Annotated in this window: 22 protein-coding genes and 1 tRNA gene; 8 read left to right on the top strand and 15 right to left on the bottom strand. The window is 57.7% G+C overall.

The window, feature by feature from the left end:
• Position 1 precedes the first annotated feature (1 nt).
• Together EKL29_RS21145 and orn are read right to left on the bottom strand one after the other, a co-directional pair.
• Positions 2–77: transfer RNA gene (locus tag EKL29_RS21145), tRNA-Gly, on the bottom strand.
• A gap of 154 nt (positions 78–231) precedes the next feature.
• Positions 232–780, bottom strand: coding sequence for an oligoribonuclease (gene orn, locus EKL29_RS21140; RefSeq protein WP_033754827.1), 549 nt, complete (start codon positions 778–780; stop codon positions 232–234).
• 102 nt (positions 781–882) lie between these two features.
• Here orn and rsgA point away from each other — a divergent pair, with 102 nt between their 5' ends.
• The 3 genes from rsgA (at position 883) to mscM (ending at position 6,310) form a co-directional block, all read left to right on the top strand.
• On the top strand, positions 883–1,926 hold the full coding sequence (gene rsgA / locus EKL29_RS21135) for a small ribosomal subunit biogenesis GTPase RsgA (protein WP_120455042.1): 1,044 nt from the start codon (positions 883–885) through the stop codon (positions 1,924–1,926).
• A 137-nt stretch (positions 1,927–2,063) separates the two neighbouring features.
• Positions 2,064–2,960, top strand: coding sequence for an archaetidylserine decarboxylase (gene asd, locus EKL29_RS21130; protein ID WP_120455044.1), 897 nt, complete (start codon positions 2,064–2,066; stop codon positions 2,958–2,960).
• A 20-nt stretch (positions 2,961–2,980) separates the two neighbouring features.
• Complete coding sequence (mscM, locus tag EKL29_RS21125) at positions 2,981–6,310, top strand: miniconductance mechanosensitive channel MscM (protein WP_126690610.1); 3,330 nt, start codon at positions 2,981–2,983, stop codon at positions 6,308–6,310.
• 115 nt (positions 6,311–6,425) lie between these two features.
• Here the strand turns inward: mscM and mdh are convergent, their stop codons facing one another.
• A complete protein-coding gene (gene mdh, locus EKL29_RS21120) occupies positions 6,426–7,364 on the bottom strand; it encodes a malate dehydrogenase (protein ID WP_120455048.1) in 939 nt (312 codons plus the stop codon).
• A 421-nt stretch (positions 7,365–7,785) separates the two neighbouring features.
• On the opposite strand from mdh, the gene argR reads away from it, so the two are divergent.
• From argR to yhcN (EKL29_RS21100), 4 genes are all read left to right on the top strand, one after another.
• Positions 7,786–8,256 carry a transcriptional regulator ArgR gene (gene argR / locus EKL29_RS21115; RefSeq protein ID WP_103794479.1) on the top strand — a complete coding sequence of 157 codons (471 nt, stop codon included), beginning with the start codon at positions 7,786–7,788 and terminating at the stop codon, positions 8,254–8,256.
• Between the two features lie 473 nt (positions 8,257–8,729).
• Positions 8,730–8,993, top strand: coding sequence for a peroxide/acid stress response protein YhcN (gene yhcN / locus EKL29_RS21110; protein ID WP_120455050.1), 264 nt, complete (start codon positions 8,730–8,732; stop codon positions 8,991–8,993).
• A gap of 91 nt (positions 8,994–9,084) precedes the next feature.
• Entirely contained in the window at positions 9,085–9,351 is a 267-nt protein-coding gene (locus tag EKL29_RS21105; protein WP_120455051.1) for a YdgH/BhsA/McbA-like domain containing protein, read from the top strand.
• Between the two features lie 95 nt (positions 9,352–9,446).
• Positions 9,447–9,710, top strand: coding sequence for a peroxide/acid stress response protein YhcN (gene yhcN / locus EKL29_RS21100; RefSeq protein ID WP_126690609.1), 264 nt, complete (start codon positions 9,447–9,449; stop codon positions 9,708–9,710).
• Between the two features lie 57 nt (positions 9,711–9,767).
• On the opposite strand, the gene EKL29_RS21095 is transcribed toward yhcN (EKL29_RS21100), so the two are convergent.
• The 5 genes from EKL29_RS21095 to aaeX all read right to left on the bottom strand — a co-directional run bounded on the left by EKL29_RS21095 (position 9,768) and on the right by aaeX (position 14,768).
• Positions 9,768–10,037, bottom strand: a complete 270-nt coding sequence (locus EKL29_RS21095) for a barstar family protein (protein WP_120455055.1) — start codon at positions 10,035–10,037, stop codon at positions 9,768–9,770.
• A gap of 49 nt (positions 10,038–10,086) precedes the next feature.
• Positions 10,087–11,547 (bottom strand): NAD-dependent succinate-semialdehyde dehydrogenase, encoded by a 1,461-nt coding sequence (locus tag EKL29_RS21090; protein ID WP_126690608.1) that lies wholly within the window; start codon positions 11,545–11,547, stop codon positions 10,087–10,089.
• 110 nt (positions 11,548–11,657) lie between these two features.
• On the bottom strand, positions 11,658–13,613 hold the full coding sequence (gene aaeB / locus EKL29_RS21085; protein WP_120455059.1) for a p-hydroxybenzoic acid efflux pump subunit AaeB: 1,956 nt from the start codon (positions 13,611–13,613) through the stop codon (positions 11,658–11,660).
• Positions 13,614–13,624: 11 nt separating this feature from the next.
• Positions 13,625–14,557, bottom strand: coding sequence for a p-hydroxybenzoic acid efflux pump subunit AaeA (gene aaeA / locus EKL29_RS21080; RefSeq protein ID WP_120455060.1), 933 nt, complete (start codon positions 14,555–14,557; stop codon positions 13,625–13,627).
• A 7-nt stretch (positions 14,558–14,564) separates the two neighbouring features.
• Positions 14,565–14,768 carry a p-hydroxybenzoic acid efflux pump operon protein AaeX gene (gene aaeX / locus EKL29_RS21075; protein ID WP_033754795.1) on the bottom strand — a complete coding sequence of 68 codons (204 nt, stop codon included), beginning with the start codon at positions 14,766–14,768 and terminating at the stop codon, positions 14,565–14,567.
• A gap of 272 nt (positions 14,769–15,040) precedes the next feature.
• On the opposite strand from aaeX, the gene aaeR reads away from it, so the two are divergent.
• Positions 15,041–15,958 (top strand): HTH-type transcriptional activator AaeR, encoded by a 918-nt coding sequence (aaeR, locus tag EKL29_RS21070; RefSeq protein WP_120455062.1) that lies wholly within the window; start codon positions 15,041–15,043, stop codon positions 15,956–15,958.
• Positions 15,959–15,989: 31 nt separating this feature from the next.
• Here the strand turns inward: aaeR and tldD are convergent, their stop codons facing one another.
• From tldD to mreB, 7 genes are all read right to left on the bottom strand, one after another.
• On the bottom strand, positions 15,990–17,435 hold the full coding sequence (gene tldD / locus EKL29_RS21065) for a metalloprotease TldD (RefSeq protein WP_120455064.1): 1,446 nt from the start codon (positions 17,433–17,435) through the stop codon (positions 15,990–15,992).
• A gap of 126 nt (positions 17,436–17,561) precedes the next feature.
• Positions 17,562–21,377: an AsmA2 domain-containing protein YhdP gene (gene yhdP, locus EKL29_RS21060; RefSeq protein ID WP_126690607.1), complete on the bottom strand. Its 3,816-nt coding sequence runs from the start codon at positions 21,375–21,377 to the stop codon at positions 17,562–17,564.
• A 147-nt stretch (positions 21,378–21,524) separates the two neighbouring features.
• Positions 21,525–22,994, bottom strand: a complete 1,470-nt coding sequence (gene rng / locus EKL29_RS21055) for a ribonuclease G (protein WP_120455068.1) — start codon at positions 22,992–22,994, stop codon at positions 21,525–21,527.
• A gap of 1 nt (position 22,995) precedes the next feature.
• Complete coding sequence (locus EKL29_RS21050) at positions 22,996–23,577, bottom strand: nucleoside triphosphate pyrophosphatase (RefSeq protein WP_126690606.1); 582 nt, start codon at positions 23,575–23,577, stop codon at positions 22,996–22,998.
• Between the two features lie 8 nt (positions 23,578–23,585).
• Complete coding sequence (mreD, locus tag EKL29_RS21045) at positions 23,586–24,074, bottom strand: rod shape-determining protein MreD (protein ID WP_120455071.1); 489 nt, start codon at positions 24,072–24,074, stop codon at positions 23,586–23,588.
• Positions 24,071–25,093, bottom strand: a complete 1,023-nt coding sequence (gene mreC / locus EKL29_RS21040; RefSeq protein ID WP_120455073.1) for a rod shape-determining protein MreC — start codon at positions 25,091–25,093, stop codon at positions 24,071–24,073. The genes mreD and mreC overlap by 4 nt, the downstream gene beginning before the upstream one ends.
• 147 nt (positions 25,094–25,240) lie before the next feature.
• Complete coding sequence (gene mreB, locus EKL29_RS21035; RefSeq protein ID WP_003855260.1) at positions 25,241–26,284, bottom strand: rod shape-determining protein MreB; 1,044 nt, start codon at positions 26,282–26,284, stop codon at positions 25,241–25,243.
• Between the last annotated feature and the right edge of the window lie 27 nt (positions 26,285–26,311).

Here is a 26,311-nt window from a genome sequence, read left to right as displayed (position 1 = left end):
TTGGAGCGGGAAACGAGACTCGAACTCGCGACCCCGACCTTGGCAAGGTCGTGCTCTACCAACTGAGCTATTCCCGCGCCTTGTACCGTTGCATAAATTCTTCATCGGTACGGGGTGCGCATTATACGAGAAATTATTGCTGCTGCAAGAGTCTAAAAGCAAAATTTTGCGCTTTCGATTCGTTTGCCGATTAAAGCAGCAACCTGCTGTTTTCCTGCGCACCTTTCAACGCTAAAGCTGCAAAAAGTGCTCGCGATAGTATGCCAGCTCGGCGACAGATTCGCGAATATCATCCAGCGCCTGGTGCGTGCCCGCCTTTTTAAAGCCTGGCAGAATCTCCGGCTTCCAGCGACGCGCCAGCTCTTTTAAGGTGCTGACGTCCAGATAGCGATAGTGAAAATAGGCTTCCAGCTCCGGCATGTATTTGAAAAGGAAGCGGCGATCCTGACCAATGCTGTTGCCGCAAATCGGCGAACTGTTGGCGGGCACCCACTGCTTGAGAAATTCAATCGTCGCCAGTTCGGCGCGGCGATCGTCGAATTCGCTGGCCTTCACGCGCTCGACCAGCCCGCTGGCGGTATGGGTACGTACGTTCCACTCATCCATCAGCGCCAGCTGCGCGTCGGACTGATGCACTGCCATCACCGGCCCTTCCGCCAGGATATTTAAATTCGCGTCGGTCACCAGCGTGGCTATCTCAATAATGCGGTCGCGCTCCGGATCCAGCCCGGTCATCTCCAGATCGATCCAAATCAGATTATTTTCATTTCCTGTTGCCATGCTGTTTCCCGCCGTAGCCGTAGTCGTCATCAATAGTGAATAAGGTGTATCATAGACGTTTTGCCCAGCCGGGCGAAGTCTGGCGAAAGCCTGAGAGGATGCGTGAGCAAAAATAAACTGTCGAAAGGTCAACAACGTCGCGTCAGCGCTAACCATCAGCGTCGTCTGAACCCGCGCGAAGCGCCGGAAGCTGACGATAATCTGTTTGGTGAAGCGGCGGAAGGCGTAGTGATCAGCCGCTTCGGCATGCACGCAGACGTTGAAGACCGCGAGGGCGAGGTGCATCGCTGCAACCTGCGCCGCACTATCCGTTCGCTGGTTACCGGCGACCGCGTTGTCTGGCGTCCGGCGCTCGGCGGCGGCAAAGGCATTGTCGAAGCGGTTCATGAGCGCAGCAGCGTGCTGACGCGCCCTGATTACTACGACGGGCTGAAGCCTATCGCCGCTAATATCGATCAGATTATTATCGTGTCGGCGATTTTACCCGAGCTGTCGCTCAATATTATCGACCGCTATCTGGTGGCGAGCGAAACCCTGGGCATCGAACCGCTGCTGGTGCTGAACAAGACCGATCTGCTGGATGACAAGGCGCGCGCGTTCGTCGATGAGCAGATGGATATCTATCGCCGTATCGGCTATCGCGTGCTGATGGTCTCCAGCCATGCGAAAGCGGGTCTGGCGGAGCTGGAAGCCGCTCTGACCGATCGTATCAGCATTTTTGCCGGACAGTCCGGCGTCGGTAAGTCGAGCCTGCTGAACGCCCTGCTCGGCCTTGACGCGACGGCGGCAACCGCCATTGTCACCAATGATGTTTCCGACGTTTCCGGTCTGGGCCAGCACACTACCACCGCGTCGCGCCTGTACCACTTCCCTCACGGCGGCGATGTAATCGATTCGCCGGGGGTGCGCGAGTTCGGCTTATGGCATCTCGAACCGGAACAAATTACGCGCGGATTTGTCGAATTCCGTGAATTTCTCGGCAGTTGTAAGTTCCGCGACTGTAAGCATGGCAGCGATCCCGGCTGCGCCATCCGCGCCGCCGTTGAAGCGGGCCAGATAGACATTTCGCGCTTCGACAACTATCACCGTATTCTGGAGAGCATGGCGCAGGTAAAAACGCGCAAAAATTTCTCCTCCAGCGAGTGATGATCGCTTCTTATCACGGCATTGACCCTGCATCGCCTTTATAACGGAAGGGATCACGGGGAAATTCGCCATCTGACCGGGGCGCTGATATGATTCGCCCCCTTTTGATTGACGCGAAACAAAGCCAGGAGGCTAAGGTGTTTGATCGTGTAAAACTCGGCCTGAATCATGTACTGCCGAAAAAATGGTTAACGGAACTTGCGGGTTGGGGTGCCAGCCGTCGTGGCGGCTGGTTGACCAAACTGGTGATTGATATCTTCGTCTGGTTCTACAAGGTGGATATGTCGGAAGCCCGTAAGTCCGATACCGCCAGCTATCGCACCTTCAACGACTTCTTTGTCCGTCCGCTGAAGGACGACGCGCGTCCGGTCGATCCCGACGCGAATCTGATCGTGCTGCCTGCCGATGGCGCCATCAGCCAGCTGGGCCGCATCGAAGGCGACCAGATTTTCCAGGCGAAAGGCCACCATTATACGCTGGATGCGCTGCTGGCCGGTCAGGAAGAGATGGCGGCACAGTTCCGCGACGGCCATTTCGTCACCACTTACCTTGCGCCGCGCGACTACCATCGCGTGCATATGCCGTGTAACGGTATTTTGCGTGAGATGATCTATGTGCCGGGCGATCTCTACTCGGTGAACCCGCTGACGGCGCGCAATATTCCGAACCTGTTTGCGCGCAACGAACGCGTCATCTGCTATTTCGATACCGATATCGGACCGATGGTGCAGATTCTCGTGGGCGCCACCATCGTCGGCAGCATCGAAACCAGCTGGGCTGGCACCGTTACGCCGCCGCGTGAAGGGGTGATTAAACGCTGGCACTACCCGGCAGCGGAGAGTGAAGGCGCGATCGTGCTGCTGAAAGGCCAGGAGATGGGGCGCTTTAAGCTGGGCTCCACCGTTATCAATCTGTTCGCGCCGGGACGCGTCAAGCTGGCGGAGAGTCTGGAAGCCGAAAGCAAAACCCGTCTTGGCCAGCCGCTGGCGATGGCGCTGCCGCAGACTGACCCCGTCGACGTTATCGCCGACTAACCGCTGAGAGTGTTTTTGCTGTGCGATCGTTTCTCATCCTGGCGCTGAGCCTCTGGCTCAGCACCTCAGCGCTGGCGGCCACCGTGCCGGATACCAGCCAAATCAAACAGGCGCTGGACGAAGCGAAAGCGGCAAAAAGCACGCCTGCGCAGGCGGAACAGGTGCAGTTCCTTGAAGCCGCCCTCAATTATCTTTCCGAACGCGATGAGTCGCTGGAGCGCGCAAAGCAGTATCAACAGGTCATCGATGACTTTCCCCGCCTCGCGCGCGAACTGCGCCAGCAAATCACCTCAATAGACGACAACAGCAAAAGCGTACGCAGCAGCATGAGCAGCGCCCAGCTCGATCAGGAGATCCTGCAGGTCAGCAGCCAGCTGCTGGAGGAAGGCCGTCAGGCGCAGCAGGAGCAGGATCGCGCCCGCGAGATCAGCGATTCCCTGTCGCAGCTTCCGCAGCAGCAAACCGAGGCACGCCGGGCGATGACCGAAAGCGATCGCCGTCTGCAGAACGGAACCACCGCCGCTTCGCCGCAGACGCAGGCGCAGCTGTGGGCGCGCCAGGCGGAAAACGCGGTGAATAAAGCGCGCGTTGATGAGCTGGAGCTGGCGCAACTCTCTGCCAACAACCGTCAGGAGCTGGCGCGCATGCGCGCCGATCTTCATCAGCGCAAGGCGACGCAGCTCGATAATTACTTACAGGCTCTGCGCAACCAGCTCAATGAACAGCGTCAGCGCGAAGCGGAACTGGCGCTGGCGCGCACTGAGCAGCTGGCGGAAAACAGCGGCGACCTGCCGCCCGTTATCAGCAAACAGTTTCACATCAACCGCGAGCTTTCCGGCGCGTTGAACCAGCAGGCGCAGCGCATGGATCTGGTCGCCTCCCAGCAGCGGCTGGCGACCAATCAAATTATCCAGGTCCGCCAGGCGCTGGGCACGTTGCGCGAACAGTCGCAGTGGCTCGGCGCGTCGAATCTGCTCGGCGAAGCGCTGCGCGCGCAGGTGGCACGCCTGCCTGAGATGCCTAAATCGCAGCAGATTGATAATGAGATGGCGCAGCTGCGCGTACAGCGCCTGCACTTCGAAGATCTGCTGCAAATGCAGGACACGCTGCGCAAGGAGCATCAGCCCGACGGACAGCCTTTTACCGCGGAACAGCGCCGTATTCTGGATGCGCAGCTCAAAACCCAGCGCGAGCTGCTTAATTCGCTGATTTCCGGTTGCGATACGCTGATTCTGGAGATCACCAAACTCAAGGTCGCCAATACCCAGCTGCAGGATGCGCTGACCGACGTAAAAGATGCCACCCATCGCTATCTTTTCTGGACGGCGGATATCACGCCCATCGGCCTCAATTATCCGGTCGAAGTGGCGCGCGATCTGACGCGTCTGCTGTCGCTCAATACTCTGGGCCAGTTGGGCAAAGCGCTGGCGATGATGGTTACCAGCCGCGAGACCGTCCTGCCGCTGCTCGGCGCGGTGCTGCTGGTCGGCTTTAGCATCAGAACGCGTCGTCACTTCAACGCTTTCCTGGCGCGCTCGGCGAGCAAAGTGGGCAAAGTGACGCAGGATCGCTTCCGGCTGACGGTGCGCACCGTTTTCTGGTCGATTCTGGTGGCGCTGCCGCTGCCGGTATTATGGGCCGCGCTCGGCTATGGGCTGCAGCACGCCTGGCCCTACCCGATAGCGGTGGCCTTCGGCGACGGCATTACGGCGACACTGCCGCTGCTGTGGGCCTTTATGATCAGCGCGGCGTTCGCCCGCCCAAACGGCCTGTTTGTGGTGCATTTTCGCTGGCCGCAAACCCGCGTAGCGCGCGCAACCCGTTACTACACGCTGACTATCGGTCTGATTGTGCCGCTGATTATGCTGCTGATCGCCTTCGCCAATATGGAAGATCGCCAGTTTTCCGCTTCGCTCGGCCGGCTCTGTTTTATCTTGATCTGCGGCGCACTGTCGATTGTCACCGTCAGCCTGAAACGCGCCGGTATCCCGCTCTATCTGGATAAAGAGGGCAACGGCGATAACCTCGTGAACCGCGTGCTGTGGAACCTGATGATCGCTATTCCGCTGGCGGCCGCCCTCGCCGCGGCGATCGGCTATCTGGCGACCGCGCAGGCGCTGCTGGCGCGGCTGGAAACCTCTGTCGCCATCTGGTTCCTGCTGCTGGTGATTTACCACATCATCCGGCGCTGGATGCTGATTCAGCGCCGCCGCATCGCCTTTGACCGCGCGCGTCAGCGCCGTGCCGATATGCTGGCGAACCGCGCGCGTCACGAAGATGAGAAAGACTCGGCCGCGCAGAACGGCGAGGTCGAGGTAGATGAGCCGATTATCGACCTCGACGCCATCAGCGCGCAGTCGCTGCGGCTGGTGCGATCTATCCTCACCCTGATTGCGCTGGTGTCGGTGATTGTGCTCTGGTCGGAGATTCACTCCGCGTTCGGCTTCCTCGAGAACATTCGCCTGTGGGACGTCAGTACCACGGTGCAGGGCGTTGAGAGCATTCAGCCTATTACGCTGGGCTCGGTGCTGATTGCGATTCTGGTGCTGATTATCACCACGCAACTGGTGCGCAATATGCCGGCGCTGCTGGAGCTGGCGCTGCTGCAGCACCTTAATCTGACGCCGGGTACCGGATACGCCATCACCACCCTGACCAAATATGTGCTGATGCTGGTCGGCGGCCTGATTGGCTTCTCAATGCTCGGCATTGAATGGTCGAAGCTGCAGTGGCTGGTCGCCGCGCTTGGTGTGGGACTCGGTTTTGGCCTGCAGGAGATTTTCGCCAACTTTATCTCCGGCCTGATTATTTTGTTTGAAAAGCCGATTCGTATCGGCGATACGGTGACGATCCGCGATCTTACCGGCAGCATTACGCGCATCAATACGCGCGCTACCACCATTATCGACTGGGACCGTAAAGAGATCATTGTTCCGAACAAAGCCTTTATCACCGAACAGTTCGTCAACTGGTCGCTCTCCGACTCGGTGACACGCGTAGTATTGACGATTCCTGCGCCCGCGCATGTGGACAGCGAAGAGGTGACAACGGTACTGAGGCAGGCGTGCGAGCGCTGTAGTTATGTGCTGGATGTGCCGGCCCCGGACGTCTTCCTGGTTGATTTGCAGCAGGGTATCCAGCTGTTCGAGCTGCGTATCCATGCTGCGGAGATGGGTCACCGCATGCCGCTGCGTCATGAGCTGCACCAGCTGATCCTGAAAGGCTTTGCCGAGCACGGCATCGAAATGCCCTTCCCGCCTTTCCAGGTGCGTATGGAGACGCTGGGTAAAAAGTCACCCGCCAGCAACGGCTCGCCGTCATCGCGTACGTTTAAATCGGGTGGGCTTTAACTGAAACGCCGCGCTACGTTATAACCGCGCGCAGTCAGGCTTATATTCTTCCCGGTAAACAGAGGCCCGCGAATGCGGGCCTCGTCAGAAGAGAAATAGCGCTAAACCGGCGCGCTTACTGCTTCACAAACTCTTCGCCCTGCGCGATATCTTTTCTCAGCGTCTCCAGCATGCCGTTTAACGCCTGCTTTTCAAACTCGCTGAGCGAGCCGATAGCGCGTCGCTCCGCAATACCCTTTTTGCCCAACAGCAGCGGCTGCGAGAAGAAGCGGGCATACTCGCCATCTCCTTCTACGTAGGCGCACTCGACGATGTTCGCCTCGCCCTGTAGCGCGCGTACCAGCGATAAGCCGAAGCGCGCCGCCGCCTGGCCCATCGACAGCGTCGCGGAGCCGCCACCCGCTTTCGCCTCGACCACTTCCGTACCAGCATTCTGAATACGTTTTGTCAGGCTGGCGACCTCTTCGTCGCTGAAGCTCACCCCTTTCACCTGTGATAACAGAGGCAGGATAGTGACGCCGGAGTGACCGCCAATCACCGGCACCTCAACCTCATTCGGCTGTTTGCCTTTCAGTTCAGCGACAAAGGTATTCGCGCGGATGATATCCAGCGTTGTGACGCCGAACAGACGATTTTTGTCATACACCCCATGTTTTTTCAGCACGTCAGCCGCGATCGCCACCGTGGTGTTAACCGGGTTGGTGATAATGCCAATAAGCGCTTCAGGGGCGGTTTGTGCCACTTGCTCGATAAGGTTACGCACAATCCCTGCGTTGACGTTAAACAGATCGGCGCGATCCATGCCCGGCTTACGCGCCACACCCGCCGAGATGAGAATGACGTCCGCGCCATGCAGCGCAGGCGTCGCATCTTCGCCGCTAAAGCCCTGGATTTTGACTGCGGTGGGGATATGGCTGAGATCTACCGCCACGCCAGGCGTTACCGGCGCGATATCATAGAGCGTGAGTTCGGAACCCGCAGGAAGCTGGGTTTTTAACAGAAGGGCGAGCGCCTGACCGATTCCGCCAGCAGCGCCAAGAACGGCAACTTTCATTCTGTACTCCTTATTAAGGTGGGGCAGAGTAGAGCCGAATTTCCATCTGTGTCCAGACCTGAATCAACTTCTCAGACGATGACAAACCCACTGTTCATTATGCGTGCCGCAGCACTTAATCTTATGGGTTGCTACTTTGTCAGCACAACGCGCCTGAATGACCGACAACGATGTCGATAGCAGATAGAGCACGGCCGCGATAGCTATACATTCAGTACACCTCAATTGTATAACAATTCCGCAACCTTCGCTTACCCCGCCCGCACCGTTTTTGGTCTGCGCAGAAAATTTTGTTATCATGAGCGCCCGCAATACGCGGCGCCTGCCTGCTTCATCGACCAATTGCATAAAAATTCATTCATATGCATAATAATTTATCTGCCGTCGGCGGGCGTTCGGCATTTTTCTTTACTGGTAGCTTATGCGAAACCCATCAAAACAAGACGAATTGATCAAAGCGTTTAAAGCCTTATTGAAACAAGAGAAATTCAGTTCTCAAGGCGAGATTGTGCAGGCGCTGCAGGAAGAAGGCTTCGACAATATCAATCAGTCGAAGGTCTCTCGTATGCTGACTAAATTCGGCGCGGTGCGCACGCGCAACGCCAAGATGGAGATGGTTTACTGTCTGCCTGCGGAACTTGGCGTGCCAACCACTACCAGCCCGTTAAAAAACCTGGTGCTGGATATCGACTATAACGATGCGCTGATCGTGATCCGCACCAGCCCTGGCGCAGCGCAGCTGATTGCTCGCCTGCTCGACTCGCTGGGCAAAGCGGAAGGCATTCTCGGCACTATCGCTGGCGACGACACGATTTTTATTACGCCAGCGCGCGCTTTTACCGTCAGGAAGCTGCATAGCGCGCTTCTGACGGTGTTTGAACAGGAACTTTAACCGCTTTACGCGACCGGCACTCCGCGCTGCTGGTCGCTTCTCTGACGACAACATCCCTCTATTCCCTGCTAATTCTGTCAGTTGCCTTATTCATTTCCCTGCTGTTTTCGCTGCTGATGTTGGTCATACCTTTTAGCCTGCTTACCCTTTCGCGCTATTTTACGCTGCTTTACACTACGCAATTAGCGGCAACGCCCAGATCCAAATCAATAACCAGCCACATTCACCACGTTCTTTCGCACAAAAAGATAAAGTCACTTACCATTATGTTTTTAAAGGAATTTAAGGCTGAAAGGCTATTTTTTATCCGTTTTTTATAACTATAAAGAATAAAAATGAGTCATAAGGATAAAGAATAACAACTAAACATTATTAGGCAGGTATTAATTTCAGGCGTTATTAGTTCTATACTTCTTTTCGTGACGCAAATCACATCAAACAAAAAGACAAAAACAGACGACGAGGAAATATATATGAACGTTAAAACTACTATCGCAACCCTGAGTATTCTATCAGCACTGTCATTCGGCGCATTTGCAGCAGAATCTGTTAACTCGCAGCAGGCGCAAAATCTGCAGTCTATCGGTTCAGTAAGCGTAAGCGGCGTAGCCGGTTCTCCTGCACAAATCAATGACGAACTGAATGCGAAAGCAGAGCAGCAGGGTGCCAGCGCGTACCGTGTTATCGAGGCCTATAACAATGGCAACTACCACGCGACTGCTGAGCTTTATAAATAAGTTCGTTAACCAGACAACGTTGTAACGGCGACCTTATTGAAGCGCGCATTGCGCATCGGGTGCCTAATCGATGAATTCAGGAGAGTAGACCATGAAAACCAAATCCATTATCGCCTTAGCAAGTTTAACTGCCGTTCTGTCGTTCGGTGCCAGTGCAGCCAGCCTGGTATCAAATCAACAGGCTGAAACGCTGCAGCCGCTGAACCAGACTATCAGCATCAGCGGCCATGACGGCGACCAGACCAATATTCGTCAGGCGCTTTCTCAGAAAGCCGATGCGCAGGGCGCCAGCCACTATCGCATCATTGAGAATAACCAGGACGATACCTATCACGTCACGGCTGAGCTTTATAAATAATTAACCGATCGGGCGCCCATGCGACGCCTGGCTATATCGACGACCCGCACTCTGATGCCAACCGCAGGTTGTTGATTGTAATGAGGAGATGAATTATGAAAATCAAAACAACCATCGCAACCGTTAGTCTGCTTTCCGTAATCGCATTTGGCGCTCAGGCAGCGCAACTGATTACTGGCGATCAGGCGCAGACTATGCAGCCTGCGGGAACAGTGACCATCAGTGGTACAGCCGGCTCGCCGATGGATTATCGCGCGCAGCTTTCTCAGAAAGCCGATGAACAAGGTGCCAGCGCCTATAAAGTGATCGAAGCGCACACCGGCGACAGCTACCACTTCACTGCCGAACTTTATAAGTAATTCCTCGTCAACTACTGACGAACCCCTTGGCCCCGCTTGTCGGGGCCCTTTTTCGGGTTACTTAATATTAAAGCGGAGCTGGCCTTCCAGCTCCTCTTCCGCCTCGTCAAAGAGCAGTATCAGCGCACCATAGCGCCGCTTCTGCCCCTTTCCAAGATGAATAAATTCAATTTCCAGCGGCATCGGCAGCTCTTCGCCGGTGAGCACGTCCCATAACGCGTCCAGATCGCTGATGCGGTGCGCATTCAGAGCGAAGCGCTCGCTAAACTGACGAAAAAAATGCGACTGGTCGACAATCTCGTTAAAGTCGAAACGCTCGGTTTTCATAGTGAAGGCTCCTGTCCTTCCTTACCGGGCGGCCGGAGCCGCCCGCGCGTTAATTTTCGCTCAGGCCGCCAATATGCAGCGCTTTGACTTCCAGATACTCCTCCAGGCCAAGCACTGACCCTTCTCGTCCCAGCCCCGACTCTTTGACGCCGCCGAACGGCGCCAGCTCGGTCGATACCGCGCACTCGTTGATGCCAATCATGCCGCTTTCAAGCGCGGCCGAAACGCGAAAGACGCGCTGCAGGTTTTGGGTATAGAAATAAGCCGCCAGTCCGAATTCCGTATCGTTGGCGCGGCGAATGACCTCCGCCTCATCGCTAAAACGAAAACAGGCCGCTACCGGACCGAACGTCTCTTCCTGCGCCAGCTTCATCTCTTCGTGCGCGTCGGCAATGACCGTCGGCTGCCAGAAGTTGCCGCCCAGCGCGTGACGCTCACCGCCAGTGACGATCCGGCCGCCTTTGGCTTTCGCGTCTTTAACGTGCTCTTCCACTTTATCCACGGCGGAAGCCTCGATCAGCGGGCCTACCACCACGCCCTCTTCTGCGCCGTTGCCAACCTTAAGCTTTTTCACTTCGTCAGCCAGCTGATTCACGAATCGATCGTAAACGGCATCATGAATATAGAAGCGGTTAACGCTGACGCAGACCTGACCGGCATTGCGAAATTTATTGGCAATCGCGCCTTTCACCGCTGCGTCAATATCCGCATCGTCAAAGACGATATAGGGCGCATTGCCCCCCAGCTCCATCGATACCTTTTTCATCGTCTCGGCGGCGTTGCGCACCAGCGTCTTACCAACCTGGGTCGATCCGGTAAAGGAGATTTTCCGTACCGCCTTGCTCGCCATAATCGCATCGCTGATCGCGTGCGTATCGCCAGCCACCGCGTTAAGCACGCCATCCGGTACGCCTGCCTTTTTCGCCAGCGCCAGCAGCGCGAAGGCGCTCAGCGGAGTGTTGTTGGCTGGTTTGATAATGCCGGTGCAGCCCGCCGCCAGCGCCGGGCCGAGTTTGCGCGTTAACATCGCCATGGGGAAATTCCATGGCGTAATCGCAGCTACCACGCCGATCGGTTCGCGCGTAGCCAGGATGCGCGAGCCGGGTTTGGCGGGCGGGATAATTTCGCCGTTAGCGCGCTTCGCCTGTTCGGCAAACCACTGAATAAAGCTGGCAGCGTATACCACTTCGCCTTCCGCCTCTTTGAGTGGCTTACCCTGTTCGGCGGTCATCAACTGCGCCAGCCAGGCTTTGTTCTCGATCATCAACTGATACCAGCGATAAAGGATTTCCGATCGCGCTTTGGCAGTCTGCGCGCGCCAGGCGGGAAAGGCGCGTTCAGCTGCGGCAATCGCCTGCTCGGTTTCGGCTTTTCCCGCTTTCGCGACGGTGGCCAGCACCTCGCCCGTAGCCGGGTTTAACACATCAAAGGTAGCGGCGGTGCGGCGCCACTCGCCGTCGGCCAGATAGCCGGTCTGAAAAAGCTCGCTGTCGTGCAGTGGGGTCGTCATAGGTTCGCTCCTGTCAGTTCTTTTCCTGTCAGAAAAGTATAGATGGCAAAAGCAGGCGTTTTAGTGAAGGCGTGGCATTGAGAGGCCGCTGCGCCGGGCAGCGGCCAGATTCAGATTTGGATGAGGGTGTTCTGGTATTTGCTCAGCATATCGGCGAGACGCTTCACCGGCTCGGTAACGCTAAGCGGCGCGTCATACTGCACCAGCTTCTGCTGATAGACATCGAACTCCGCCAGCAGCTGTTCGAAATAGTGTCGACGTTTCTCATCGCTGCGCGCCGAAATTACCCGATCTGCCGTGTAGCGCAGCTGGCGGTGAAAGGCCGACAGGTCAGCATTGACCGGCACAGCCGCGTTACGCAGCCGCTGGTGGCCGATAATCAGCGTCAGCGCGATGCGATATTTATCGATATCGCCAGGGAACAGGTTCAGCAACATAAACAGCTGCTGATAAAGCGCAGGCAGATGGTTTTCGCGGCGGCGCGCCTGGTTGGTCGTCATCGCCGAAACGGCTGCATACATAAAGCGGTTCAGCAGCTTGCGTCCGGTACGCGCTTTCGATTTGTCGCGGATAAGCAGGATCACCATCATCGCCACGAAGCAGCCGATCACCTGCCCCAGCACGTTGTCGAGAAAGACGTTGAACTGGAATTTCATCGGGTTATCGAGCACCAGCACGTTCAGGGTGCCGATTAGCGCGCCGAGGGTGCCGATCTGGCGACGCTGTACGAAAATACCGCCGACAAAACCGAGCAGCCCGATGGCGATACAGAGCAACAGCGCGCTCTGCTGCGTATTCGGCAGCACAAAGATAAAATAGAGCGCGCCGAGCGGCACCGCTACGGTCATGCCGTAGAGAAAGTCTTTTGCCATCATCAGCGGATTGGGCACGCGCATCGCCAGCGCGGTGATCACCGCCAGCATTACCATGCAGCCGCTGCCGGATGTCCAGCCGGTATAGAGCCAGAACAGCGAGCCGAGCGCAGTAGCGACAAAGGTGCGGATGCCATTAATCATCGCGTGGTGCGTTTCAGCGGAACGCGCTTGAATCACCACTTCGCGCTCAAGAATGCCCTCTTCCAGCGACGTGATGCGGCTGTTGCTTTTAATGCCTTTCAGCAGCAATAAATATTCCGTCGCCGCGCCGACCCAACTGGCCAGGGTCACGGGCGCTTTGCCGTCGCTGCTGGCGCCGATGACCCGTCGCATGACCTTCATGCGTCTGTGCACGTCGGCGACGTTTTCCACATCCTTTTCTATCAGCAGCCGATACTGAGGCGGAATATATTCCGGGCGCGCGTTCTGGATCAGAAAGGTTTCCGCCGCCTGGGTAATCATGGTCAGCGAAAGCGTACTGAGCATTTGCAGGCGGCGGTTGGCGTTTTGCCAGCGCGAGGATTCCATCATCAATTGGCCGCGCATGGTGCCAAGCGCCGAGGTGCGACGCACCAGCGCGCTCCACGCCTTGTCGACTTCCTCTTTGTCCTCATGCGCAACGCAGAGCTGCAGCAGGCGGTAATGCGCGACCAGCAGCGAATCGACCTCATTGTCGATCACCTTTTTAATGGAGCGCGGCGAGAAGATCATATCAGCCAGGATGGCGCAGAGGATGCCGAGCACAATCTCGCTACAGCGCTCCACCGCAAACTGCGGCGCCAGCGTCAGCCCGCCGCTGGCGTCTGAGGTCACGACGATAATCAGCGCGGTATAGCCCGCCAGACCCAGCGCGTAGGAGTTTTCAACTTTGATTAGCGAGGAGAGCCAGACGCAGACGCCCGCCCAGAGACAGCAGAGCAGCAGCATGACTACAGGCGCGCGCACGGTGGCGATCATGATGGTCAGCGCAGCGATACAGCCAATAAAGGTGCCGATAATACGCAAAATGCCGCGGTAGCGCAGCGCGCCGGAATAGGGATCGCCGCCGGCGACGAAAGCGGTGCCGCCGGCGACGATGCCGGCGGTCATCACCGCCCAGCGGGGCGTTTCAAGGTTGAGATGAAAGCCGATCAGCAGCGCCGCTACCAGCGCGAAGGTCAGCTTGACCGGGAAACGCAGGAACTCGATCATATCGGCCCCGCTTAACCAAACTCACGCAGGCGATTAAAGAGACGCGCCATTGGCGAAGTCTGCGTATCGGCGCGGTCGTTTTGCCCGGTGATCACTACCGTTGCGGTGGTGCCCGCCGGGAAGCGGTTGCCAGGCTGCTGATCGAGACGGATGCGCACCGGCACACGCTGCGCCAGTCGTACCCACTCCAGATTAGAGTCCACGGTCGCCATGCCTTTGCTGTCGACCGAGCTGCTGCTGTTGGTCACGCCAGCCGCGACGCTGTCGACGGTGCCGCGCAGCACCACATTGCTGCCGAGCGGCGTCACTTCCGCGCGATAGCCAGGCTCGACGCCGTGCAGCTTGGTCTCTTCAAGATAGGCCAGCACATAGAAGGAGTGCTGTTGCACCAGCGCCACCGCGACCGAACCGCGCGTAATGAATTCGCCCTCATAGACGTTGAGGTTGGTCACCCAGCCATCGGATGGCGCGGTGATGGCGGTTCTATCCAGATCGATTTTCGCCAGGTCGCGCGTGGCGATCGATTTCGCCAGCTGATGTTCCGTGGTTTGCAGATCGTTGTTCGCCTGGTCGATCGCTTCGCGCGACATCGCCGAGGTGCCCAGCTGGTTGCGGCGCGCCGCTTCACGGCGTTTCTCACTTACCAGCGCCTGATAATATTCGACATCGGCCTGCGCCTGATCCAGCGCTTTTTGATAACGCGGACGATCCACCACAAACAGGGTGTCACCCTTCTTCACCAGCTGGTTGTCATGTACAGGCACGTCAGTGATCAGGCCTGTCACATCCGGCGAGATAGCCACGACATCCGCAGCGAATTTAGCGTCACGCGTCCACGGCGACTCGGTGTAAAACACCCAGGCGCGGAAGATGATAACCACAGCGATGATGACCAGCAGGATAGTAATCGCGTAACGCGCGATTTTTCTTATTAGCGATTTCACTTAAACCTCAGACGAATAGACGGGATACCAGGTAAAACACACAGCAATAGAGCGCCGTGTTAAAAAGCGCCGGATGCCAGACGAGATCGTAAATCCCGCTCGGCGTCAGCAGGCGTTTCACTAACCAGAACAGCATTAGCGAGACGATTAATTCAATGAAAATGGGCGGGAAAGAGAGCCCAAACACGACAAAAACCGGAAGCACACTCATCAGGGATCCTTAGTACGACCTTGCCGGGATGATCCTTAGCCTGCCCGGCTGCAAGCCGCAACGAGTTGGTGGCGGATGGCAGCATCCGAACCACTGCTGAGTAAATAATAGCGTATCATCGGGCAGCAACAGACGTTTTACAGCAGACCGGCTTAACCCTTCCCGGACAAAAGCGAATCACCGGGAAATACCCGGGCGCGCATATAGTAACGCGCCTGACTATACGTTTTCTACAGAATGTGAGCTAAATCACTTTTTAATCAGAGTAAACAATGGAACGACTGAAGGGCATGTCCATTTTCGCCAAAGTGGTTGAATTAGGGTCTTTTACCGCCGCCGCGCGCCAGCTTCACCTCAGCGTTTCGTCTATCAGTCAGATTGTGGCGAAACTGGAAGATGAGCTACAGGTTAAGCTGCTTAACCGCAGCACGCGCAGTATCGGCCTGACCGAGGCGGGTAAAATCTACTATCAGGGCTGTCGCCGTATGCTGGCTGAAGCCTCGCAGGTGCATGAGCAGCTCTACGCTTTCAACAACACGCCGATTGGCACGCTGCGTATCGGCAGCTCCTCGACGATGGCGCAAAACGTCCTCGCGGAGATGACAAGCAATATGCTGCGTGAGTATCCTGGTCTGAGCGTGAATCTGGTTGCGGGCATCCCGGCGCCGGATCTGATCGCCGACGGGCTGGACCTGGTCATCCGCGTCGGTGCGCTGAAAGACTCCAGCCTGTTTTCTCGCCGCCTCGGCGCGATGCCGATGGTGGTATGCGCGGCGAAAAGCTATCTGCAGCAGCACGGCACGCCGGAGAAACCGGCCGACGTCGATAACTTCGCCTGGCTTGAATATAGCGTTCGTCCGGATAATAACTTTGAGCTGATCGCGCCCGAAGGGCTGGTTACTCGCCTGTCGCCGCAGGGCCGTTTCGTCACCAACGACTCGCTGACGCTGATCCGCTGGCTGAAAGCCGGTAACGGCATCGCCTATGTGCCGATGATGTGGGTGATTGAGGAGATTAACGCGGGCGAAATCGACATCCTTTTCCCGCAGTATCAGTCCGATCCGCGTCCGGTTTATGCGCTCTATACCGAAAAAGATAAGCTGCCGCTTAAAGTGCAGGTCTGTATCGACTATCTGACTGAATATTTCCAGCAGGTGGCGGAGCAGTATCAACAGCACCGCGCAAGCTGACAGCCCGCCTGATGGCGGACTGTCAGGGGTATCAGGCGGTGCCGCCGATAGTAAGCTTATCCAGCTTCAGCGTCGGCTGGCCGACACCAACCGGCACGCTCTGCCCCTCTTTGCCGCATACGCCGACGCCTTTATCCAGCGCCAGATCGTTGCCAACCATAGAGATTTGCTGCATCGCCTCAATGCCGGAGCCGATCAGCGTGGCGCCTTTCACCGGTTTCGTCACTTTGCCGTTCTCAATCAGATAGGCTTCTGAGGTGGAGAAGACAAACTTGCCGGAGGTGATGTCCACCTGGCCGCCGCCAAAGTTAGGCGCGTAAAGACCATACTCGACGCTTTCAATAATCTCCTGCGGCGTCGATTTGCCTGCCAGCATATAGGTATTGGTCATACGCGGCATCGGCAGGTGCGCATAGGATTCGCGGCGGCCGTTGCCGGTCGGCGCGACGCCCATCAGACGTGCGTTGAGTTTGTCCTGCATATAGCCTTTCAGCACGCCATTTTCGATCAGTACGTTGTACTGGCCAGGAACGCCTTCATCATCCACTGCCAGCGAACCGCGCAGCCCTTCAATGGTGCCGTCATCAACTACGGTGCAAAGCTCTGACGCCACCAGTTGGCCCATTTTGCCGCTGAATACCGAGGTTTCGCGGCGGTTGAAATCGCCCTCCAGACCATGGCCTACCGCTTCGTGCAGCAGCACGCCCGGCCAGCCAGCGCCCAGCACTACCGGCAACGTGCCCGCTGGTGCCGCGACGGCGGAGAGATTGACCAGCGCCATACGCACCGCCTCTTTCGCCCAGGCGTCGGCGCGCACGTCGCCATTTTCATCGGCGAGGAAGAATTCGTAGCCGACGCGCGCACCGCCGCCGCTGGCGCCGCGCTCGCGTTTGCCCTGATCCTCCACCAGCACGCTGACAGAGAGCCGCACCAGCGGGCGCACATCCGTCGCCAGCGTACCGTCGGTCGCTGCGACCAGCACCTGCTCATAGACGCCGCTCAGGCTGGCGTTAACTTCCTGCACGCGCGCGTCTGCGGCGCGCGCCACTTTGTCTACGCGCTGCAGCAGCGCGATTTTATCCTCGCGCGTCAGGCTGTCGAGCGGGTTAATCGGCTGATAGAGCGCGCGATGCATCACGTTCGACAGCGTATGCGCCTTGCCGTTGCCCTGTTCGCGCACAATGCTGCGCGCCGCTTCCGCCGACTGGCGCAGCGCGTTCAGGGTAATCTGGTCGGCATAGGCGAAGCCGGTTTTTTCGCCGCTGACGGCGCGCACGCCGACGCCCTGGTCAATATGCCAGGAGCCGTCTTTGATGATTTTGTCTTCCAGCACCCAGGACTCATGGAAGCTGGACTGAAAATAGAGATCGGCATAATCCAGACGACGTTCTGAAAGCTGCCCTAACAGGGAAAACAGGTCCTGCTGATTAATATTGTTAGCAGTTAGCAACTGCTCACTTACCAGGTTCAGAGTCATCGTATCTCGCTCGTTTTATGCTCGGATAATGAGGTTGTCGCACTCATTCTGCGCCAGAGCCTTTTGGCCCTGCGCTGATAAAGTCAGATTTTACTAGCCTGCGGCAATTCCCGGACGGCGTCAAATTCACTTCTTCTCTTCTTCGCGTGGTTTGCGCAGTACTTCATTAATTTGCGGCTTATCCAGCGGGCCGTCGATGTGGTAACGCAGCAGTGAGATTTTATTCCACAGCGGCCCCAGCACTTTGCTGGCCGCGAATACCGCCGCGCCCACAACCGGATTGATGGCGAAGGCAGTCGCTACGCCTACAGAGGCGGAGATCTCCGGCGCGACGACCGCTTCCATATCGATATTGCGCTTCACTAAATCTACCTTGCCCTGCATAGCGATATCCGCTTCCAGGCCATCCACCAGCAGGTTATCTGTGCGCATCACGCCATTTTCAATCCACGCGGTGCCATTGATGGAGTCGAAATAGAAGCCGTCATTATTAAAGGTATCGCTAAAATCGAAACGCAGCTTACGCAGCAGCGCATCGAAGCTCATCAGACGCAGCAGCTGTCCCGCCGTCCCGGTATTGACGTCGGCAATCTGTCCTTTGCCGAAATGGGTTTTAAGCGTGCCGCTCATCGTCTCTTCCGAAGGCTGCCACGGTGCCGAGCGCCAGTGTAGATCGTAATCGACCCTGAACGAGGCGTCGCGCAGCGGTGTGTTGACCCCAAACCAGTTGGTGGCATTGTTGATATTGCTGCCGCTCAGCGTGCCTTTCAGCGAAGTGCGCGGGGCGTTGGGGCTGTTGACCCATTCGCCGGAGACGTTAAGACGCGAGCTGCCCGTATCGACCAGCCCGTTAGTAAGCGCTAACGTATCACCTTTCGGCGCGACCTGCGCCTGAATTCGTCCAAATTTCTGTCCGCGCAGCCAGCACTCGGCGCAGCTTAACTGCAGCGCTGGCCAGCGACTGAAATCAATTTTACTGGCCTGCTGCTGCCGCTCCGCGCTGCTGCTGTCGCCGTTTTGCCATTCGGGGTTGTAGTAAAGATAGTCGAGCGCCACGCGCCACGCGGCGTTTTGCGCCATCGCCAGCGTGCCGCGAATTTCGCGCCCTTTGATAGCGACGCTGCTGTTGCCGTTGACACCTTGCTCAAGGGTAGCGTCCACGTCATGCCACTGCTGCCCCGCCAGCGTGACCGCCGGGCTGCGCAAGGTGAAGTCGCCCGGTAAGGCGACGCCGCCCATCTCGTTCGCGCCGCGTCCGTTACCGGCACCACCCGCCATCATCAGTCCTGCCCAGGCTTCTCCGTCCAGCGCCGGCAGATTCAACACCATGCCGGCGCGATCGGGCAGCGCAGGTTTGCTGCGCGTATCGTTAAGCCAGATACCGCGATCGACACGCAGCTGCGGCTCCAGTATCCAGCGGCTGTTGAAACGATGGCGATGCGCCACGCTGCCGCTGAGTTCGAACTGTTTCAGATCGCCGCTGGCGTTAACTTCGACAGGCATCGCTGCGCCGCTCGCTTTATCAAGCGGTGCAGGTAAGCGACTGCTTACTTCTTTCGCGTCGCCTTTGAGGTTGATGTCATATCGCGCGCCACCCTGATGCGGCAGCGTGATGTTAACGTCTCCCTGCCACGGCAGATGTCCGCTAAGCTGACTGGCGATCTGCGCAGGCACTTTCGACAATTTCGCCGGTTGCCAGTCGCCGTCGAGTTTGATGTTAATGCCGAAGTCTTGCGGATTCTCTTTAGTGCTAAAGCTGACGTTGACCGGCTGACCGAACCAGTTCGCCTGAAGCCTGTCGCTATCCAGATTGCCGTTATTGAAGCGGAAACGCCCGGTCAGGTTCTCTAAAGTAGTACCGAGCGGCTTGATGTGCAGCCCGTTGTTGTTGAGATCCACATTGCCGCTGGCGTGCACCAGCTCGCCGTCGAGCGGAATATCAAGCTTCAGGTGTCCCTGCGTTTTTCCCTTAATCTGCAGCTGTTCCAGCGCCGCGCCCAGCGACGCTTTCAGCGGCGTATCCTGGAAATAATGTCCGATCTCATCGCCATCGCCGCTGATATCGCCGTCGATAAGCAGCTTCTCTTTCAGGTAATCCGGGATGACCGCGCTGAAGTTGCTGACATCCACATCGCTCAGCCTGAAGTGAGGCGCCTTCATCCATAGCCCGTCGTTGATGAAGTTGAGATCGATATCCAGCTGCGTCACGTCAGGCCAGTTGGGTTGAAATGCATAGGTCGCCTGACGCAGCGGCACCCATACCTGAAACATGCCGTCGTTATGGCGGAACGGGAACAGCTTTGGATTGCCGGCAAACAGCAGCGTGGCGTTATCAACCTGACCGCCTTTAATCGCGCCGCTCAGATAGTGCGTCAGCGCCTTGCCCATTAACGGCTGCGGGAAGTAGCGCCAGGCGTCCCCCGCGTTGGTAACGCGGATGCCAGCGAGAATATCGAGGCGCGGCTCGCGCCCGAGGTTTTGCTGATAGCGAAAATCGCCGCGCGCCCAGAGCGAACGCGCCTGCACATCAAGATTGCGGCCATCAAGCGTTAATCCGTTGCCATCGCGTAGCCAGCTCAGCGAGCCGTGCAGCTGATGGATCTCCAGCGGCGCATTGAACATGGCGCTATAGGGCACATCAGTGCGACCCATCTCAACGTTCAGTTGGCCGTTGCTGAGGCTGCCGCGCGCTTCGCCGCTGAGGTTGCTGACGCCTGGCAGCAGCTGCCAGGGTTGCCAGCGGAAATCGCGCCACTTTACCTGCATGCGCGTCTGATCCGGCTGCTGCAAAGGAATGTCCAGCGCCAGCCCTTCCACGGTGCCCTGCGGCTGGAGCGCGCGCCAGTTTTCAAACAGCGACGGCGACAGCGGCGCGAAGAGCGGCACCAGCGGCGCAATGCGGTTCAGCGCCAGCTGCGTCGCCCTGACGCGCACTTCGCCCTGATGGTCGGGACCGAGCAGCTGTTTATCCTGCGGCGTCCAGAGCAGCGCAAAGTGGCCCGCAGGCCAGGCCTGGCCGTCGGTGCTGAGACGCGTTTGCGGCACGTTAACCATCCAGCCGTTCTGATAGCGCGAGAGATGCGCGGTCAGGCCATCTACCTGCAGATGATGCGAACCATCCTCGCCCTGCCAGTTAGCGCCGCCTTCGCGCAACAGCAGATCGCCCGCGTAGAGATCGCCGTCGCGCAGGTTGATCCAGGCCGCCAGGCTGAAGCGCGCGCTGTCGAGTCGCGTGTTGTCACGCATCCAGCGTCCCAGCCATGGCCGCACGTCGACGTCGTCCGCCTGCATCCAGATGCGTCCGTCGTTGAGCAAACCTTCGTTGTCGTTAAGATCGAGCCGCACCTGCACCACGCCGTGCTGGCCGGTAAAACTGGAAAGACTCACCTCGCCTTCTGCGCGATGACGGTTTTTTTCGTTCAGCCAGGTAAGTTTGGGAATCGCCAGTTCGGCGCGCTGGCCAGAAGGGGTGCGGAAAAAGATAGAGCTGTCGCGCAGGTCGAAGTGGTCAAACTGACGCAGAAAGAGTTCGTTGATGCGTCCGGGTTTGAAACTGTTTTTCTTTTCATCGCTGGAAAAAAGCGGACGGTTGCTGTCGAGACGCAGCTGCCAGAAGGTGAGATCGCGAAACTGCCAGCGCCAGTGAAGCAGCGACTGCCAGACATCCAGCGCCAGCGTAACGCGGGCGATATCGAGCTTGCCGTTCTCCTGCATATCAACGCGCAGGTCGCGGATCTGGAGCGTCGGACCGAAGGTTTCCCATCGACCGCGCACCTCTTCGCCCGTGACGCTGACGCCGATGGCGCGCGACACCGTCGCCAGAATCTCGCTGCGGTAGCTGTCGAGGTGCGGCATGACCAGACGCAGCCCGCTGACCAGCAGCGCCACAATCACAATTGCGGTCGCAACCAGCAGTAACAAAATCCTCGGCAACTGCCTCACACACCTCTCCTTGTCTTCCGTGTTTGACGGATGGTTATCTTCATACTCAACCGTCGCCAGACAATTATCGGTATGAATGCGCATTTTAACCTAAGCAAGGCCGCATTTTTAGCCCGGCGGCGAGCGATTACGCCCGAACGCGCGGGATTACATCATCACAACGTCGAATTGCTCCTGGGTATAGAGCGGTTCGATATGTACCTTGACCTGTTTGCCGACGAAAATTTCCACCTCTGCCAGCGCGTGCGACTCCTCGCTTTTCAACGCTTCGCCGACCGCAGGAGAAACATAAACCAGGAAACGATCGGCATCATAGGCGTGATGGACACGGACGATTTCACGCATGATTTCGTAGCAGACCGTCTCTACGGTTTTCAGCGTGCCGCGCCCTTTGCAGACCGGGCAATCCTCGCACAGCACATGCTCGATGCTTTCGCGCGTGCGCTTGCGCGTCATCTCCACCAGCCCGAGCGCCGAAAAGCCGTGGATGCCGGTTTTGACCCGATCTTTACTCAGCGCCGACTCCAGCGAGTGCAACACGCGGCGCCGGTGCTCTTCATTACTCATATCGATAAAGTCGATGATGATAATGCCGCCGAGGTTGCGCAGTCGCAGCTGGCGCGCAATCGCCTGCGTCGCCTCGACGTTGGTATTGAATATCGTTTCATCCAGATTGCGGTGCCCGACAAAGGCGCCGGTGTTGATGTCGATAGTGGTCATCGCTTCGGTCTGATCGATGATGAGGTAACCGCCTGATTTAAGCTCTACCTTGCGGTCCAGCGAGCGCTGTATCTCATTCTCAACATCAAAGAGATCGAAGATCGGCTGTTTGCCGGCGTAAAGCTCCAGCTTGTCGGCCATTTCTGGAATGTATTCACGCGTAAACTCCACCAGCAGTTCGCAGGTGAGGCGTGAATCGACGCGGATGCGATCCAGCGCCGCGCCGGCGAAATCGCGCAGGATGCGCTGCGCCAGCGCCAGTTCGCCATAGAGCAGGCAGCGGGTCTGGTTGCGTTTTTTACGCTCGGTGACTTTGGTCCAGAGCCGTTTCAGGAAAGCGGCGTCCTGCGCCAGCTCCTCTTCGCCGATGCCTTCCGCCGCGGTGCGGATAATAAAGCCGCCAAGATCGTCGCAGTAATCCGCCACTACCGCTTTCAGGCGCTCGCGCTCGCTTTCGCTCTCAATACGCTGGGAGACGCCGACGTGCGAAGCGCCAGGCATAAATACCAGATAGCGCGACGGCAGCGTAATGTCGGTGGTGAGACGCGCGCCTTTGGTGCCGAGCGGATCTTTGACCACCTGCACCATCAGATCCTGACCCTGGCGCACCAGTTCGGCGATATCGCGCACGATAAAGTTTTTCTTTTCATCGCCAGCCACGCACTCGGTGTGCGGCATAATATCGGAGGCGTGCAAAAAAGCGGCTTTCTCCAGACCGATATCGACAAAGGCCGCCTGCATGCCGGGCAGCACGCGACTGACGCGTCCTTTGTAGATATTACCGACAATACCGCGCCGCGCTTCGCGCTCGATATGGATTTCCTGCAAAATGCCGCCGTCAATATAGGCAACGCGCGTCTCGGAAGGCGTGACGTTGACCAGTAATTCAGCCGTCATGTTATCCCCTTACGGCACGCAGTGACTGAAAATGGCTGAATAACTCGCCTGTCTCAACCAACGGCAATCCGACAACCGCGTGATAGCTTCCATTAATTTTGCGGACAAAGTTTCCACCCATGCCCTGAATTCCGTATGCCCCGGCTTTATCCATCGACTCACCAGTCGCGATATAGGCGGCGATGTCCGCCGCGCTTAACAGTCGAAACGTGACATCCGTCGTCACCAGGCAGTCGAGCGAGCGTTCGCGATCGGCAAGCGCAACGGCGGTCATCACCTGATGCGTCTGACCGGACAGACGCGTCAGCATTGCGGCGGCATCCGCGGCGTCGCGCGGTTTTTCCAGCACGTCGCCGTTGAGCACGACGATAGTATCCGCGCCCAGCACCGGCAGGTCCTGCTCCGCCACGGCGACGCCAGCGCGCGCTTTGTCATTTGCCAGACGGCGCACATAGTTTTCCGCCGCTTCATCAGGACGGCGTTGCTCTTCAACATCGGTATGGAGACGTTCAAACTGCAGGCCAAGCTGCGTCAGCAGCTCACGTCGACGCGGTGAACCGGAAGCCAGATAGAGGGATAGCATAAAATTCCTTACTGAACAGCGAACTGACGACGAATCTTTCTCATCAATAAGAATAGCCAGGGCCAGAGAATCCCGTCGATAACGCTGCTCCAGAAAATTTCAGGCCTGAATGAAACGTTGATCACCAAAAATTCCGCCCAAAAGACAATCACGTCCACCGCCAGTGACAGCACCATAACCATTAAAGCCTGCTGCCACAACGCTAAGTTGCGGAAAAGCTGGAATTTAAAAGCGACCAGGTAAGCGATGATGCTGAGCGCCAGCGCGCGCACGCCAAGGGTGGACCCGGCAATCAGATCCATTACGCCGCCCAGCACAAAGCCGGTGCCGACGTTGACGCGGTGCGGCAGCGCCAGCACCCAGTAGACCAGGATAAGCAGGATCCATGAGGGCCGGAATATATAGAGCTGTTCCGGCCACGGCATAATCTGCAATACGAGAGCGGCAAGAAAGGACAGCCAGATGACCCAACGCCCCTGGCTGCGGTAACGACTCAAGGCTGGCCTCCGTGCCCGTTCGCAGGCGCGCTTTGCGCGCCGTTGCCGCTGCTGGTCGGCGCAGGCGGTCCCATTTGCGCGGATGGCGCAGGCGGGCCCATCTCGCCCGCTGGCGGCAACACCTGCGGCATCATTTGCATCAGGCGCTCGTTAGCGACGCGATGGACTTCATCCGGCGCCATCGGCATATCGCCGTTCTTGTCCGCGCCCCACAGCAGCAGCAGATAGCGCAGGCGTTGCAGACCGGCGGTTGGCCGCGCCTGAATCACGGTATAAGCCCGCTGCGTATCCACCTTCACGGAAGAGACAACCGCGACCGGATAACCTTCCGGGAAACGACCGCCCAGCCCGGACGTCACCAGCATATCGCCGACGCGAATATCGGTATTGCCCGGCAGATGCTCCAGCTGCAGATCTTCGGTACAGCCGTTACCTGCCGCGATGACGCGAATGTCGTTGCGCAGCACCTGAATCGGCAGCGCGTGCGACGCATCGCAAATCAGCAGAACGCGACTGGTCACCTGGCCGACAGCGATCACCTGACCAACCACACCTTTGTCACTAATGACCGGCTGGCCTTCGTAGACACCGTTAACGCTGCCTTTGTCGATAACTACTTGATCAGTGTAGGGATCGGTGCCGGTGGAGATCACCTGCGTCACCATCTTGTGCTCATCCTGACGCAGCGGCGAGCCCAGCAGTTCGCGCAGGCGCGCGTTTTCCTGCTTATATTGCCCCAGCATCAGCAGGTCGCTGTTTTTCAGGAAAAGCTCGCGGCGCAGGGCTTTATTTTCCAGCTCAAGCTGCTGACGTGACGCCAGCGAACCGGAAATGCCGTCAAGAATCTGTCGCGGGCCGTTGGCCAGGAAATAAAACGGGCTGACCGATGTGTCCAGATAGTTGCGAATTTGGGTAAACGACCCCAGGCGGCTGTCGGCGACGATTATCGCGATGGCTACTATCACCGCCAAAAACAGGCGCAACTGCAGGGAAGGTCCCCTGCTAAAAATCGGCTTCATATATTCTGCGTGTTCCTCGACAACAGGTAAGGAAGTACGGCCATCGCCGTACTTCCCTGGGCTGGACGTCTGACGCTAACGCACACGGCGTTAGCTTCCACGCGACTCCCTGCGCATTTCGATTCAGGTCTCAGCCGATTGAGGCGATTATTCTTCGCTGAACAAATCGCCGCCATGCATGTCGATCATTTCCAGCGCTTTACCGCCACCGCGCGCCACGCAGGTCAGCGGATCTTCTGCGACGACCACCGGAATACCGGTCTCTTCCATCAGCAGACGATCCAGGTTGCGCAGCAGCGCGCCGCCGCCGGTCAGCACCATGCCGCGTTCGGAGATATCCGACGCCAGTTCCGGCGGGCATTGCTCCAGCGCGACCATTACTGCGCTCACGATGCCGGTCAGCGGCTCCTGCAGCGCTTCAAGAATTTCATTTGAGTTCAGCGTAAAGCCGCGCGGCACCCCTTCCGCAAGGTTACGACCGCGTACTTCGATTTCGCGTACTTCGTCGCCCGGATAGGCTGAGCCGATCTCATGCTTGATACGCTCCGCCGTCGCTTCGCCAATCAGCGAGCCATAGTTACGACGCACATAATTAATAATGGCTTCGTCGAAGCGGTCGCCGCCGATACGGACCGACGAGGAGTAAACCACGCCGTTCAGGGAGATGACCGCCACTTCGGTGGTACCGCCGCCGATATCGACGACCATTGAGCCGGTCGCCTCTGAAACCGGCAGGCCAGCACCGATTGCTGCCGCCATCGGCTCTTCAATCAGAAAGACTTCGCGCGCGCCCGCACCCTGCGCGGATTCACGAATAGCACGACGCTCTACCTGAGTCGCGCCGACCGGCACGCATACCAGCACGCGCGGGCTCGGACGCATAAAGCTGTTGCTGTGCACCTGTTTGATAAAGTGCTGCAGCATTTTTTCAGTAACGAAAAAATCCGCGATCACGCCATCCTTCATCGGGCGAATCGCTGCAATATTACCTGGCGTACGGCCGAGCATCTGTTTTGCATCATGGCCAACGGCCGCCACGCTCTTTGGGGACCCGGCACGGTCCTGGCGAATGGCAACCACGGAAGGCTCGTTCAGCACGATGCCTTGTCCTTTTACATAAATCAGGGTATTCGCGGTACCCAGGTCAATGGACAAGTCATTGGAAAACATGCCACGAAATTTTTTAAACATATCTAAAGGATAATCCTGCAAGCTGGG

Origin of the sequence: Pantoea sp. YU22 (assembly GCF_003970755.1) — a bacterium.
Taxonomy (GTDB): Bacteria; Pseudomonadota; Gammaproteobacteria; order Enterobacterales; family Enterobacteriaceae; genus Pantoea; species Pantoea piersonii.
This window is presented reverse-complemented; position numbering and strand designations above follow the sequence as displayed.